This is a genomic window from Rhizobium sp. NXC14, assembly GCF_002117485.1.
Classification (GTDB): domain Bacteria; phylum Pseudomonadota; class Alphaproteobacteria; order Rhizobiales; family Rhizobiaceae; genus Rhizobium.
Genome location: NZ_CP021030.1, coordinates 1490834 through 1503629, shown reverse-complemented (window position 1 = coordinate 1503629; position 12796 = coordinate 1490834). Strand labels below are relative to the sequence as shown.

Annotated in this window: 17 protein-coding genes; 13 read left to right on the top strand and 4 right to left on the bottom strand. The window is 61.1% G+C overall.

The genetic code is table 11. The features are described from left to right. Window positions 1-113: 113 nt before the first annotated feature. The 3 genes from NXC14_RS07365 to NXC14_RS32930 all read left to right on the top strand — a co-directional run bounded on the left by NXC14_RS07365 (window position 114) and on the right by NXC14_RS32930 (window position 2134). Window positions 114-812 (top strand): phosphatidylserine decarboxylase, encoded by a 699-nt coding sequence (locus NXC14_RS07365; RefSeq protein WP_020920887.1) that lies wholly within the window; start codon window positions 114-116, stop codon window positions 810-812. A 51-nt stretch (window positions 813-863) separates the two neighbouring features. Further along, window positions 864-1709, top strand: a complete 846-nt coding sequence (pssA, locus tag NXC14_RS07360) for a CDP-diacylglycerol--serine O-phosphatidyltransferase (protein ID WP_085777610.1) — start codon at window positions 864-866, stop codon at window positions 1707-1709. A 278-nt stretch (window positions 1710-1987) separates the two neighbouring features. After that, the gene (locus tag NXC14_RS32930; RefSeq protein ID WP_176536258.1) at window positions 1988-2134 is read left to right on the top strand and encodes a hypothetical protein; all 147 of its coding nucleotides are present in this window, start codon (window positions 1988-1990) and stop codon (window positions 2132-2134) included. 140 nt (window positions 2135-2274) lie between these two features. Here NXC14_RS32930 and NXC14_RS07355 read toward each other — a convergent pair whose 3' ends face one another. After that, the gene (locus NXC14_RS07355; protein WP_085777609.1) at window positions 2275-3039 is read right to left on the bottom strand and encodes an SOS response-associated peptidase; all 765 of its coding nucleotides are present in this window, start codon (window positions 3037-3039) and stop codon (window positions 2275-2277) included. 64 nt (window positions 3040-3103) lie between these two features. Then, on the bottom strand, window positions 3104-3424 hold the full coding sequence (locus tag NXC14_RS07350; RefSeq protein ID WP_085777608.1) for a YnfA family protein: 321 nt from the start codon (window positions 3422-3424) through the stop codon (window positions 3104-3106). 183 nt (window positions 3425-3607) lie between these two features. On the opposite strand from NXC14_RS07350, the gene NXC14_RS07345 reads away from it, so the two are divergent. From NXC14_RS07345 to NXC14_RS07310, 8 genes are all read left to right on the top strand, one after another. Then, complete coding sequence (locus NXC14_RS07345; RefSeq protein ID WP_085777607.1) at window positions 3608-4024, top strand: NUDIX domain-containing protein; 417 nt, start codon at window positions 3608-3610, stop codon at window positions 4022-4024. A 58-nt stretch (window positions 4025-4082) separates the two neighbouring features. Continuing rightward, window positions 4083-4505, top strand: coding sequence for a TIGR02301 family protein (locus NXC14_RS07340; RefSeq protein WP_085777606.1), 423 nt, complete (start codon window positions 4083-4085; stop codon window positions 4503-4505). A 103-nt stretch (window positions 4506-4608) separates the two neighbouring features. Further along, the gene (locus NXC14_RS07335) at window positions 4609-4866 is read left to right on the top strand and encodes a hypothetical protein (RefSeq protein WP_020920882.1); all 258 of its coding nucleotides are present in this window, start codon (window positions 4609-4611) and stop codon (window positions 4864-4866) included. Window positions 4867-4882: 16 nt separating this feature from the next. After that, entirely contained in the window at window positions 4883-5638 is a 756-nt protein-coding gene (locus NXC14_RS07330; RefSeq protein WP_085777605.1) for a hypothetical protein, read from the top strand. 96 nt (window positions 5639-5734) lie between these two features. Beyond that, the gene (locus NXC14_RS07325; RefSeq protein ID WP_085777604.1) at window positions 5735-6580 is read left to right on the top strand and encodes a folate-binding protein YgfZ; all 846 of its coding nucleotides are present in this window, start codon (window positions 5735-5737) and stop codon (window positions 6578-6580) included. A gap of 29 nt (window positions 6581-6609) precedes the next feature. Next, window positions 6610-7182: an HD family hydrolase gene (locus tag NXC14_RS07320; RefSeq protein ID WP_085780026.1), complete on the top strand. Its 573-nt coding sequence runs from the start codon at window positions 6610-6612 to the stop codon at window positions 7180-7182. After that, on the top strand, window positions 7179-7709 hold the full coding sequence (locus NXC14_RS07315) for a tyrosine phosphatase family protein (protein ID WP_085777603.1): 531 nt from the start codon (window positions 7179-7181) through the stop codon (window positions 7707-7709). Before NXC14_RS07320 ends, NXC14_RS07315 begins: the two co-directional genes overlap by 4 nt. A 58-nt stretch (window positions 7710-7767) precedes the next feature. Next, on the top strand, window positions 7768-8649 hold the full coding sequence (locus NXC14_RS07310) for a mechanosensitive ion channel domain-containing protein (RefSeq protein ID WP_085780025.1): 882 nt from the start codon (window positions 7768-7770) through the stop codon (window positions 8647-8649). Window positions 8650-8677: 28 nt separating this feature from the next. On the opposite strand, the gene NXC14_RS07305 is transcribed toward NXC14_RS07310, so the two are convergent. Both NXC14_RS07305 and NXC14_RS07300 read right to left on the bottom strand, forming a co-directional pair. Next, window positions 8678-9196: a superoxide dismutase family protein gene (locus tag NXC14_RS07305; RefSeq protein WP_085777602.1), complete on the bottom strand. Its 519-nt coding sequence runs from the start codon at window positions 9194-9196 to the stop codon at window positions 8678-8680. Window positions 9197-9320: 124 nt separating this feature from the next. Further along, window positions 9321-9662, bottom strand: a complete 342-nt coding sequence (locus NXC14_RS07300; RefSeq protein ID WP_085777601.1) for a hypothetical protein — start codon at window positions 9660-9662, stop codon at window positions 9321-9323. Window positions 9663-10083: 421 nt separating this feature from the next. On the opposite strand from NXC14_RS07300, the gene NXC14_RS07295 reads away from it, so the two are divergent. Together NXC14_RS07295 and NXC14_RS07290 are read left to right on the top strand one after the other, a co-directional pair. After that, complete coding sequence (locus tag NXC14_RS07295) at window positions 10084-11988, top strand: EAL domain-containing protein (protein ID WP_085777600.1); 1905 nt, start codon at window positions 10084-10086, stop codon at window positions 11986-11988. 143 nt (window positions 11989-12131) lie between these two features. Next, window positions 12132-12776, top strand: coding sequence for an HD domain-containing protein (locus NXC14_RS07290; protein ID WP_085777599.1), 645 nt, complete (start codon window positions 12132-12134; stop codon window positions 12774-12776). The last annotated feature ends 20 nt before the right edge of the window (window positions 12777-12796 follow it).

The following is a 12796-nucleotide window of genomic DNA, read 5'->3' as shown; positions in this document are numbered from 1 at the left end:
GCTTTTATTGTTCAGAACTGCGGCGGCGGAACCGAGGCCAGGGCCGGAGCATTGCTCAGGAGCTGGTTTTTCGCTAACCAGCAAAAAATGACAACGCAAGGAGACCGGCAGCCATGAGCCTGTTCAACACGGTTCGCAACACGATCGTGCCCGTGCACAAGGAGGGTTACCCCTTCGTCGCCGCCTTCTTCGTGGCCTCGCTGGTGCTGGGCTGGATCTTCAAGCCGCTCTTCTGGATCGGCATGATCTTCACGCTCTGGTGCGCCTATTTCTTCCGTGATCCCGAGCGGGTGACCCCGCAGGACGACGATCTCGTCATCTCTCCCGCCGACGGCAAGGTTTCGGCGATCCAGATGGTGACCCCGCCGGCAGAGCTCGACCTCGGCTCCGAGCCGATGCTGCGCATCTCGGTCTTCATGAACGTCTTCAACTGCCATGTGAACCGGGCACCGATGCGCGGGCGCATCGTCAGCATCAACTACCGCTCCGGAAGCTTCGTCAACGCCGAACTCGACAAGGCGAGCGAGGACAACGAGCGCAACGGACTGGTGATCGAAACGCGGCACGGACAGATCGGCGTCGTGCAGATTGCGGGCCTCGTGGCGCGGCGTATCCTTTGCTGGGCAAACACCAACGAGCCGCTGGACGCCGGCGAACGCTTCGGGCTGATCCGTTTCGGCTCGCGGCTCGACGTGTTCCTGCCCGCCGGTGCGGCGCCACGCGTCTCGCTCGGCCAGACGGCGATTGCCGGGGAAACCGTGATTGCCGAATTCGCCTCGGCCAAGGGTCCGGTGATCAGCCGCCGAAGCTAAAGCGCTGCCGCGCCTTTGCCGGAATTGCTCAAGGAACGATTGGAACGCGACATGGAAACACCCTTTCCGCCTTTCGAGCCAAACGGGCCGGATGATTCCGCCCGCGGTCCGCGCCTGCGAGAGATTCCGCTTCGCCTCGTCTTTCCGAACCTCATCACCATTCTGGCGATCTGTGCCGGGTTGACGGGCATTCGGCTCGCTTTCGAGAACCGTTACGAGCTCGCCGTCGCGATGGTGCTGCTCGCCGCCTTCCTCGACGGCATCGACGGGCGCGTGGCGCGGCTGATGAAGGCGACCTCGAAATTCGGCGCGCAGATGGATTCGCTTGCCGATATCGTCAATTTCGGCGTCGCGCCCGCGCTCGTCGTTTACGTTTTTGCTCTCGATCAGGCTCGTTCGCTCGGCTGGATTGCCGCCTTGATCTATGCGATTGCCGCCGGGCTTCGCCTTGCCCGCTTCAATGTCATGGCCGAGCGCGAAAACAAGGCGAGCTGGCAATCGGAATATTTTGTCGGAGTGCCCGCGCCGGCCGGCGCCATGCTGGTGCTGCTGCCAGTCTATCTTGGCTTCCTCGGTCTGGCGACGGACCGCACCTTCGCCTATCTCTCGTCGATCTATACCGTCGCCATCGCCTTCCTGCTGATCAGCCGGCTGCCGGTCTGGTCGGGCAAATCGGAAGGCAACCGCTTGCGGCGCGATCTGGTGCTGCCGATGATGCTCGGCGTCGTGCTCTATGTGGCTCTGCTGATGAGCTACACGTGGGAGGTGATGGTCTTTACCGTTGCCGCCTATCTCATATCGCTCCCCTTCGGCGCACGCAGATGGCGGCGGAAATATGGGACCCTGACGATCGAGGAACCCGGCGTCGGCGACGACGATATTGGCCGGCACATCTGACCTCCGCGCGCTTCCGAATTCTCCCGCATCACCGAAATGCTTCTCTCCCATGTTGTGGCCCCGGATATACGCTGCGCGTTGCCCGGGGAAAACCGCTTTGCGGTTTTTTGGAACCGCTCCCTTCAGTAAGTATTAACCAACGTAGGCTTCAGTTAAGCCTCGCGAATTATGGTGGGCGTTCACAAATCCTGATAGGCGACGCCGCCGTTTTGTCGCTATTTCTGACCAAATAGCAAAATACAAAAATACTCAGGGAAGCAACACGCAAGGAGAGTATCGTGACTTCGAAGAAGAGCAGTGCCGGCGAACAACAGGCGGCCAAGCCAGACCTCGCCGCCAACTATCGCCCGGTCGGCTTGAAGGCCGTTGCCGCGGCATCATTGATGACAAAGAACAAGCCGGACGGCGTCAAGAAATCCGCTTGAGGTGCCGAGCTTCGAACGGCACATCCACGCTTCACGTTTTGCGGCATGCCGTTATCCCAAGACTGCGGCATGCTTGGCGATGTGCCCCCGGCATTGCGGGTAAGCCGAGCAGGCCGCGGTGCCGGAAGCGCTACGCCGTTTTAGAAAAAACTCAGCTGGCCGTGATCCGGCCTTTGTTTCGCAGGCGCCTCAGGCGGTCTTTCGACGACAACCTGCTCCTGCAGGTCCGGCCCCATATTGGCAACCTTGTTGACCTTGTCGGAAACCGGGATAGCCTCGAAGAAATCGCCCTGAGCAGGCTGCATCAGGTCGACCACCTCGCGCGGTTCCTGCGCCTTGCAATCGAGCCAGCGCGAGAAGTCCTCCGGTTTGATGACGACTGGCATGCGATCGTGGATCGCGGAGATGCCCGCATTGGCTGACGTTGTCAGGATCGCACCGGTATCGACCTCCGAGCCATCGGCCGAGGACCATGTCTCCATCAGCCCGGCAAAGGCGACGACCCGGCCCCGGCGCGGCCTGATCCAATAGGCCTGCGGCTTGCCGCCGCTCTCCTTGGAGGGGCGATGCCATTCGTAAAAACCTGAGGTCGGAATAAGCACGCGGCGATGACGCATCGCCGCTCGAAACGAGGCCTTGCCGATCGCGGTCTCGGCGCGCGCGTTGATCAGCAGCGGGAAATCCCTCGGGTCCTTGACCCAACCCGGCGTGAAGCCCCATCGCACGAGAACGGCGCGACGATCGGGCAGATTGCTGCCCCGCTCCCGGCACTCGCCTGCCATGACCACGAGGATCGGCTGCGTCGGGGCGATGTTGTAGCGCGCCGGGAAGTCCTCGAGATCGAGACCGGAGAAGAAGTCGCGCAGGTCGGCGCTGGAACTTGTCAGGGCGAAACGTCCACACATCGTCCTGTCTTTGCAGCCGGCCCGAGTCCGGTCAAGGCGCGTTGCATGCTTTTGCGTGACGGTTTCAGGCGCGCGGCGCAAAGAGGATGACGCTCGCCCCGCCAAGGCAGATCAGTCCGCCGCCGATATCATAACGATCGGGCACCCGGCCTTCGATCAGCCACAGCCAGGAGAGCGAAGCAAGAATGTAGATGCCGCCATAGGCTGCGAAGGTTCGACCGGCGGCATCGCTCGGCACCAGCGTCAGAAGCCAGGCGAAAAGCGCAAGCGAGATCATGCCCGGCGCCAGCCACCAGATCGGCTTCTCAAGCTTGAGCCACGCCCAGAAGGCGAAGCAGCCGGCGATCTCGAAAACGGCGGCAAACGCGTAAATGATATAGGTCACGCAAAGCCCTTTCGAATATTTTTTGCCTCCTTGTTGCACGGATGTCGTTATTTCGCGAACCGCTACGCAATTTTTCGGGGCTTGTCTTGGGAGCTATCCCACAGGAAAATCGGGCCGGCCCGCAGCCGCGATCCGCAATCATCAGCCCGTCAGATCGAATAGGCCGTCACAGCAAGAGCAGCCATGACCTCCACCGCCAAAGCCGCCTCCTCCGCCATTCTCGAACGCGACGGGCGATTCCTTCTGGTATTGCGACGCAACCCGCCCTCTGCCGACATGTATGCCTTTCCCGGCGGCCGCGCCGAGCCGGGCGAAACGCCGGAGCAGACCGCGCTGCGCGAGTTCCGCGAGGAAACCGGCATCTCGGCGCACAATCGGCGGCTGTTCTCTACCTATGACCTTAAGACGCATGGGCCGGATGGCAACATCAGGAGCCATTTCTTCCTGTCAGTCTTTTGCGTCGACGCCGACCGGGAAATGGTGGCGGAAGCCGCCGACGATGCGGCGGCGCTCGGCTGGTATACGGTAGAGGAGATCCGGCGACTGCCTGTGCCGCAAAGCGTGCTCGAATGCGCGGAACGGCTGGCGGGCGGTGAATAGAAGTGGAAACTTTCAGACGCGCCTTGTTGCCGTCACGCTCAACGTATCAAGTGGAAGCATGATTCCCGTTCGACGCGTTGTCCTGTCCCTGCTCGTGCTTGCCGGGCCCACCATGGCTCAGGGCAAGAATACGGCGCCTGCGCAGGAGGAGATTGCGCCGCCGGTCGCGGCCGTGCCCGTGCCCTATGACGACAAGCTGGCGCGGCTCGCCGAAGTGCTGGGTTCGGTGCATTATCTGAGAACGCTCTGCAAGGCGGCGGGCGGCGATGAGTGGCGGGAAGGCATGAAGCAGCTGCTCGATTCGGAGACGGGTAACGAGCCGCAGCGCAAGGAAAGGTTGACCGCGGCCTTCAATCGTGGGTATCGCGCCTTCGCCTCCGTCTATACGGATTGCACCCCGGCGGCCATCGTGGCAGAAGAGCGCTACCGTAACGAAGGTGCAACACTCGCCACAGAAATTACCTCGCGCTTTGGAAATTGACATTTAATTAACCTGTTTTCGCATGCGGACGTGTCGTTTTGGGAAAAGGCTGTTAGTGTTATTAACGGTGCAGTAAGACATGAGAAGTTCTGAGGAAAAGACAATGGAAGCAAGCCTCAACGACATCGACGACATGATCGTCCACGAAAAGATGCAGGCGGCTCTGGAGTACCAGAACGAGGCTTGGGCCGACGGCATGGCCGATGGGATCGAGCCGGAGATCATAGCTGATGCCGCCATCGCGCATGCCCTGCGCGAAACCATCCGATTGCACGGGGAAAACAGCGCCGAAGCTCTGCTCGATTCGCTGCGCGACCGTATGCTTGCCGGCGAATTCTCCGCCAACCGCACCCTGCAATAATTGTTCAGAGAGTTCGATGCCCATCGGTAAAGAGAAAGTTTCGCGAATTCGGCTCGCGCCGGTGTTGCTTGCGTTCAGCCTTACCGCCGGCAACGCCCTCCTCGCGCCCTCGGCCTATGCGCTTTCCGAACTCCATAAGATCCCCGGCCAAGCCCCCAGCGAGGCGCCGCTGGCACAGGGAAGTCCTGAGGGGCAGAACCAGCCCCAGGGCAGCACCCCCGGCGTTCCCATGGCCGAGCCGCTGGTCAACAGCCAGAACAGTCAGGGCGTCGACAAGACGCCCGGCGCCCAGGACGCATCCAAACCGGTCGAGGTGATTTACGACATCAACAAGGCGCCCGAGCCGGTTCGCAAAATGCGCCAACAGATTGTCGAGGCCGCCGCCTCCGGCGATCTCGAACGGTTGCGACCGCTGATGGGCACCGGCAAAGACCAGACGCAGGTGACGGTGGGTGAAGCAACCGACGACCCGATCGGCACGCTGAAAGATCTCTCCGGCGATCCGGACGGAGATGAAATTCTAGCCATCATGCTCGATATCGTCTCGACCGGTTTCGTTCATGTCGGCCAAGGCACAGCCGACGATATGTATGTCTGGCCCTATTTCGCCGAGAAGGATCTGAAGTCGCTGACACCGCCGGAGCGAGTCGAGCTGTTGCGCATCGTGACCGCCGGCGACCTTTCCGACATGCAGGAATTCGGTGGCTATAATTTCTACCGCCTCGGCATCACGCCTGACGGCAAGTGGAAGTTCTTCACAGCGGGCGACTGACGCCGCCTCGCATGCGCCTTCCGCATGTCACATGACCTTGCGATCCACTCCACGAAGTCATACCTCTGAGCGACGACCAACGCGACAGATTCCGCCATGCCAGCCGTTTTCCTGAAAGACCGCTCACTGCTCTCCGTCGGCGGCGCGGACGCCCAATCCTTCCTGCAGAACCTGATCACCACCGATATTGTTTCGCTTGCGCCCGATGAGGCGCGGCCTGGAGCACTGCTGACGCCGCAGGGGAAGATCCTGTTCGATTTCATGGTCTGGCGGGACTGCGACGGCTACCTGATTGAAACGGATGCGGCCCAGCTCGAAGGGCTGGCGAAGCGGCTGACAATGTACAGGCTGCGGGCCGCCGTTACGCTTACGCCTCAGCCTGAGAATGGCATTACCGTTTGCTGGGGCGAGGATGCCGATCGCATCGGAGGTGTCCGAGACAGCCGCTTCGCCAAGGCAGGTGTCCCGCTGCGCCGCCGGGCAGGAAAGCATGGCCATGATGCGCCGTCACTCTATGAGAGCTTGCGCATCCGCCACGGTATCGTCACCTCGGGATCCGACTTTGCCCTGCAGGACGCCTTCCCGCATGACGTGCTGATGGATCTGAACGGCGGCCTCTCCTTCAAGAAAGGCTGCTATGTCGGCCAGGAGGTCGTCTCGCGCATGCAGCACCGCGGCACTGCGCGCCGGCGCGTTGTCACCGTGTCCGCCGCTACGGCCTTGCCTCTAGCGGGCACGGCGATCACCGCCGCCGGCAAGCCGGTGGGCACACTCGGTTCGGTCGAGGGCGGCAGCGGGCTTGCGATCGTGCGAATTGACCGCGCCGGTGCTGCAATGGCGGAAGGCACGCCGCTGCTGGCCGGCCAAACGCCGGTTTCTCTCGCCCTGCCGCAATGGTCCGGCCTTGTCTTTCCCACCAGCGCAGACGAGGCCAGCGCGTGACGGCCAAAGCTCCGCGTGCCTGGCAACGCATGCTGTCCGGGCGCAGGCTCGACCTGCTCGACCCGTCGCCGCTCGATGTCGAACTCGCCGATATCGCCCATGGTCTCGCGCGCGTGGCACGCTGGAACGGCCAGACATCGGGCGATCATGCCTTTTCGGTGGCGCAGCACAGCCTCGTCGTTGAAGATATTTTCCGCCGTTTCAACAATGCGCGGCCGGAGGAATGTCTGATGGCGCTGCTCCATGACGCGCCTGAATATGTGATCGGCGACATGATCTCGCCGTTCAAATCCGTGGTCGGCGGCGGCTATAAGGCGGTGGAAATGCGGCTGGAGGCCGCCGTGCACCTGCGCTTCGGCCTGCCGCCTCACCCATCGCGCGATCTCAAGGACCGGATCAAGAAGGCCGATACGATCGCGGCATATTTCGAGGCGACGGTACTTGCCGGCTTCACGCCCGCCGAGGCGCAGAAATTCTTCGGCCAGCCTCGCGGCATCAGCAAGGAGATGTTGCTGATCGAACCTTTGCCGGCGCTGGAAGCCCAGCGGCTGTTCTGCGAGCGCTTTGCGGCGATCGAGGCCGAGCGGGGGATGGTATCGTGAGCTTGATCGTCGTCTCGCCGCTCTCGCGCATCGCCGAAATGGCGGTGCGCCACAAGGCGCGTGACATGATCAGCCTGATCGCCAAAGAACAGGCCTTTCATCGGCCGGGTGTGATCGCGCCCGATCGTCACCTGACGCTTTCGATGAACGATATCACCTTCAAGGGCACGGGCGGTCTCGTGGCGCCTGACGAAACACATGTACAGGCGATCATCGAGTTTGCCGCATCGTGGCGGCAGGAGACCCCGCTGCTCATCCATTGCTGGATGGGCGTGTCGCGATCACCGGCCGCGGCACTCATCGCCGCTCTGTCGATCGCGCCGGATCAGGACGAGGAAGAGCTTGTCCGTCGGCTGCGCGCCGCTTCACCTTTCGCAACTCCGAACACCCGGCTGATCGAGATCGGTGACACCTTGCTTAGCCGCGGCGGCCGGCTGGTTGCGGCGGTAAGGGCGATCGGGCGTGGCGCCGATGCGGACGGCAATGCGCCCTTCCTGCTGGCGATCCGGAACCTTGCCTGCGGTTGACGCTGCTGGCGTCTGCTCCATCTTGGCCTCGACCTCGCAATCTCCACAGGGCCAGATCATGGAACAACAAGCAGCCGATGTCCTTCTCGCCACCCGCACGGCACTCAGCCAGGCAAGCGCACTTGCAGTCCAATATTCCTTCTCCATTCTCGGGGCGTTGATCCTGCTCGTCATCGGCTGGACGCTGGCCGGCTTTGTCAGCCGCTGGGCCTATGAGGGCTTGTCACGCATCCATGGCATCGACGAGACACTGGCGCGATTCTTCACCAATGTGGTGCGTTATGCGCTTCTGATTCTGGTGTTCATCACCGTGCTCGGCCAATTCGGCGTCCAGACCGCCTCGATCATCGCCGCCCTCGGCGCAGCCGGCCTGGCGATCGGGCTGGCGCTGCAAGGGACACTGCAGAATATCGCGGCCGGCATCATGCTCCTGATCCTCAGGCCGTTTCGGGTCGGCGAATATATCGAAACCAGCAGCGTGGCCGGCACGGTGCGCGAGGTCGGATTGTTTGCGACTGAACTCAGAACCGGCGACGGGCTCTATCGGCTGGCGCCGAATTCAACGCTGTGGAACACGCCGATAACCAACTTCAGCCGTGAGCCTACGCGGCAGAACGACTTGAAAATCAACATTTCTCGTGAGGACGACCTCGATCAGGCGATGGAGACGTTGATGGGCATTGCCAAAGGCAACCCAAGGGTGCTGCCGTCACCGGCACCCAGCGTTTTCATCGACGCGCTCGGTGACAGCACGATTTCGCTAACGCTACGCTACTGGGCAAAGACCGGTGACTGGTGGCAGGTCAGCCGCGATATGGTGAAGCGGGTAAAACTTGCCTTTGACGAAAAGGGCGATCCAGCCGCTGTGCGGGACGGTGGAAATTCCGCGCTGGGAAAAAGGTCCAACGGCACGGCGGCGGAAGAGCCAACACGGCAGTGAACCATTGCAGCGCGGGCCGATCGTCGGCCTATTCGACCACGCCGCAAGCAAGTCTTTCACCGGCACCGCCGGAAGGCTGACTGCGATAATCATCGGAATTGGCGTGCACCATCAATGCGCGGCCGCGAATGCCATCTTTCTTGCCATCGAGCGTGACCATGCCATCGAAGATCTGAGCTCTGAGCACGCCATCCTGTCCAACATACTGGTTGGGCATGTCGCCGGCATGCGGCCCCTTAGCGGCGAGAATGCCGTGTTCGGCAGAGCCCGGGTTGAAATGACCGCCTGCCGATTCGTAATGGCTCGCCGCGTCGCAGCGGCCGGTTTCGTGAACATGAAAGGCCACCCATTTATTCGCCGGCAGCCCTGATATCTCCACTTCGATCAGAACGCCGCCATTGGCGGCGGCCGTCAGTTGGGCCCGACCATTTTCCTTGCCGTCCTCGCCGACGAAATTGGCGACCGCCGTCTGCTTGTCCTGGGCAGCACTTGCCGGCAAGGCAAGGGCCAGCAGGCTCAGGGCGGCGATGATGCGCATGGCTTTCATGGAGATCTCCTTCCGTCCGGATGTCCTTCTGAACGTCTCAGCCCTGAAGGTGTTCCTCTGCGGAGCATCCAACGAGAAAAGCCGACCAACGGGCCGGCTTCAGATCACGTGAACCGTGCTATCGTCAGGCGACGGCGTCGAAATCGAACTGGCCGTAGGTGTTGCGGTAGAGATCGTCGGATTGGCTGCCAGTCGCAGACGCGCTCTGCTGCAGCGGATAGGGCACGGCGATGCTGCTTGTCGTGCCGCTGTCGTGGGTATCCATCATCAGCGCAATCAGGCTGCCGGAAAATTTGGGCTGAGTCTCGCTGCCCATGTCTTCCTCCAGGAGTTCTTTGATGATGCCTGGCTTCTCATCGGCGGCACGTTCGCCGCGGCTCAATACGCCGTCGCCGTTTAGATCTAGCCGTGAAAGTGTCGCTAGATACGCATATGACGTGTCTGAAACGGATGTGGTGCGGGTCATACAAACCTCCATTCACCGCCTTTTGCCGGTGGTGTTTGTACGCAATACGAAGGGGAAATCACTGTTGACTCGGTGGTTAAACTGATTTGCGCAGTGCGTCAATAAGTTGTTAACTACTCGTTAACAATGGTTGACAGAAATCAACGGAGCGCGCTCGAACCGGGTTTCCGCCGCTGCCCGCCCGGTATTCCAGTAATTTCCAATATGGAAAGCAACCTGTCTGACGACGTGCACCTCTGCTGCACTGCAACCGAATATTAATCCGCCCGCTCCAAAATAGTCATCAGGCATTACCCGTACGTCACTCATAAAAATTGATTTCAATGGTTTCTCTTAGAAAGGTTTTCATGTCCGATATTTTGAGGCACGTCCATCAGACGCGGACGGCTCTTGCTATTGCCGTCAGCCAAGATGCTTTCCCATGAAGGCTGAAGCGCTCTTCTGGCGGCAATGCACAGAGGCTGTCATGGCCGACGGATCAATTGACGCGCAGCGTCTGATGGAGCTGGTGATCGCAACCTACCGCGGCCATGAAAGCGACTATGATGCAATCGAGAGAAGTGCGGAAACCCTTCAAAAGGAAAACCAGACGCTGAGAGGGAATCTATCGGCGCTCAGTCAAGCGTTCGAAGGACAGAAAAAACTCTTCGAGATCGTCCTGAACAACCTGCCGCTCGGCCTCAGCGTTTTCGACGCCGGCCAGCGGCTGACGCTTTACAATATCCGCTTCCCTCAGCTCTTCGGACTGACGCCGGAAGATATCGCCGCGGGCGCGACGATTGCCGAACTCATCGGCAAAATGCGCGGCAACGAAAGCACCGCCTCCAAAAGCGTCCGGCAGACAGCACGACCTTCCCTCGCCAAGGCAGAAAGCAGCAGCATCCGCCGACGCGAATGGCAGATGCATGATGGCCGCATCATTCAAAGCGTGGTGACCATCCTCTCCGACGGCAGCAGCATCGCCATTCATGCCGATATCACCGAGGATCGAAAGGCCGCCCAGCGCATCACCTATCTCGCCCATCACGATCCCCTGACGGGTCTTCCCAATCGGATGTATTTCCGCGAGCAGGTCGATGCGACGCTCGCCGAGCGCAAGCCGCACGAGCAGATCGCCCTCGTCCATCTCAATCTCGACCGCTTCAAATCGATCAACAACACGATCGGCGTATCGGTCGGCGACAAGATCCTGCAGCAGGTTGCGGAGCGCATCCGAGCTTCGGCTGGATCGGAAAACACGCTGGCGCGCCTCGGTTCGGACGAATTCGCCATCCTGCAGACGGGTAAGCAGCAGCCTAAAAACGTGACGGTGCTGGCCGACCAAATCCGCCGCGCGCTTTCCGAGCCATTCCTGAACGGCGAAAAACAGGTGACGCTCAGTGTCTCCATGGGTATTGCAATCGCTCCTGAGAACGGCGGGGAAACCGATATCCTGCTGAAAAATGCCGGCGTGGCGCTGTCGCATGCCAAGGCGGACGGACGCAAGCGCGAGCGCTTCTTCACCGGCGAAATGGAAGCGCAAATGCAGTTGCGCCATGCGCTGGAGGCAGATCTTCGAGCCGCCGTCGAGAACGGGGAATTCGAGCTGCATTACCAGCCGCTTTACGATCTTGCCGAGCGGCGGATCTGCGGTTTCGAAGCGTTGATCCGCTGGAACCATCCGTTCCGAGGCCGAGTGCCGCCGATGGATTTCATTCCGCTTGCCGAGGAGGTCGGCCTCGTCGTCGATATCGGCCGCTGGGTTTTACGCCAGGCCTGCAGGGATGCGGCCCAATGGCCGGAAAACATCAAGGTCGCAGTCAATGTTTCGGCGATCCAGTTCCGCAGCGGCAACCTGACGCATGACGTCAGCGAAGCGCTTGCCGCCGCCGGGCTCTCGCCATCGCGGCTCGAACTGGAAATCACCGAGAGCGTGCTGATGGAAAACCTCAGCGAGGTGCTGCCGATCCTGCATGCCCTGAAGGACCGCGACATCCGCATCTCGATGGACGATTTCGGCACCGGATATTCCTCGCTGAGCTATCTCTCCAGCTTTCCCTTCGACAAGATCAAGATCGACAAATCCTTCGTGAACGACATTGTCGACAGCAAGGAAGCGCATGCGATCATGCGCGCAATCATCCTGCTCGGCGATGCGCTCGGCATGCGCGTCACCGTCGAAGGCGTCGAGACGGCGGCCCAGCTGACGCTGCTCGAAAGCGAGGAATGCGACGAGATCCAGGGCTATCACATCAGTCCGCCGCGCCCGGTCCGTGACGTGCCCCATCTTCTCTCCCCGCCGCCGAAGAGCAGCGGCGCGACAGCTTTTCAGACGCTCGAGCGCTGACCTCCCTCGATTGCGACTCGCACGTTGAGCCGCTACAAACCGGCTTCGAGATCTCCGTTTTTCGTAGCGGCGTCTTCCTGTGAAGCTCCCTTTGCTTTCGGCCGGCGCTCCTCGACGTTTTTCTTCCGACAAGAGGTGGCACAATGTTCGAGGCCGAAGCCTTCTCCCCTCATGAAACGCTCGCCGCTGCGCTGATCGCACACGCCGCCGAAGGCGACGACGGCTCACACGATCTTGCCCATATCTTGCGCGTCTTCAGGAACGCCATGCGCATCCATGCGGGAGAAGGCGGAGATGGGCGCATCCTTGCCGCCGCCGTGCTGCTGCACGACTGCGTCGCCGTCGAGAAGAACTCACCCTTGCGGGCAAAAGCATCGGCCTTGGCGGCGGAAAAGGCTTCGGTGATCCTTTCCGAACTCGGCTGGAGCGAAGCGGATATCGAAGCCGCGGCCCACGCCATCACCGCTCATAGTTTTTCCGCCGGGGTGGCGCCGCAGACGCTCGAGGCGAAGATCCTGCAGGATGCCGACCGGCTGGACGCGATCGGCATGGTCGGCGTCGCACGCTGCTTCTATATCGGCGGACGAATGGGATCGGGACTTTACGATCCCTTCGACCCCGCGGCAACGAACCGGCCCTTCGACGACAAGCGTTATGCCATTGACCACTTCCAGACGAAGCTGTTCAAACTGGCGGAGGGATTCCAGACCGAGACCGGCCGCCGGATTGCGGCCGCGCGCGACAAGAGCCTGCGCGATTTTCTCGCGGCGTTCATGGATGAAATCTAGAGAACTATATCCAGGGAGAA

Coding starts and splice junctions, on each gene's coding strand:
- NXC14_RS07365 (WP_020920887.1), top strand. CDS start 114: ATGAGCCTGTTCAACACGGTTCGCAACACGATCGTGCCCGTGCACAAG.
- pssA (WP_085777610.1), top strand. CDS start 864: ATGGAAACACCCTTTCCGCCTTTCGAGCCAAACGGGCCGGATGATTCC.
- NXC14_RS07355 (WP_085777609.1), bottom strand. CDS start 3,039: ATGTGTGGACGTTTCGCCCTGACAAGTTCCAGCGCCGACCTGCGCGAC.
- NXC14_RS07345 (WP_085777607.1), top strand. CDS start 3,608: ATGACCTCCACCGCCAAAGCCGCCTCCTCCGCCATTCTCGAACGCGAC.
- NXC14_RS07340 (WP_085777606.1), top strand. CDS start 4,083: ATGATTCCCGTTCGACGCGTTGTCCTGTCCCTGCTCGTGCTTGCCGGG.
- NXC14_RS07335 (WP_020920882.1), top strand. CDS start 4,609: ATGGAAGCAAGCCTCAACGACATCGACGACATGATCGTCCACGAAAAG.
- NXC14_RS07330 (WP_085777605.1), top strand. CDS start 4,883: ATGCCCATCGGTAAAGAGAAAGTTTCGCGAATTCGGCTCGCGCCGGTG.
- NXC14_RS07325 (WP_085777604.1), top strand. CDS start 5,735: ATGCCAGCCGTTTTCCTGAAAGACCGCTCACTGCTCTCCGTCGGCGGC.
- NXC14_RS07320 (WP_085780026.1), top strand. CDS start 6,610: ATGCTGTCCGGGCGCAGGCTCGACCTGCTCGACCCGTCGCCGCTCGAT.
- NXC14_RS07310 (WP_085780025.1), top strand. CDS start 7,768: ATGGAACAACAAGCAGCCGATGTCCTTCTCGCCACCCGCACGGCACTC.
- NXC14_RS07305 (WP_085777602.1), bottom strand. CDS start 9,196: ATGAAAGCCATGCGCATCATCGCCGCCCTGAGCCTGCTGGCCCTTGCC.
- NXC14_RS07300 (WP_085777601.1), bottom strand. CDS start 9,662: ATGACCCGCACCACATCCGTTTCAGACACGTCATATGCGTATCTAGCG.
- NXC14_RS07295 (WP_085777600.1), top strand. CDS start 10,084: ATGAAGGCTGAAGCGCTCTTCTGGCGGCAATGCACAGAGGCTGTCATG.
- NXC14_RS07290 (WP_085777599.1), top strand. CDS start 12,132: ATGTTCGAGGCCGAAGCCTTCTCCCCTCATGAAACGCTCGCCGCTGCG.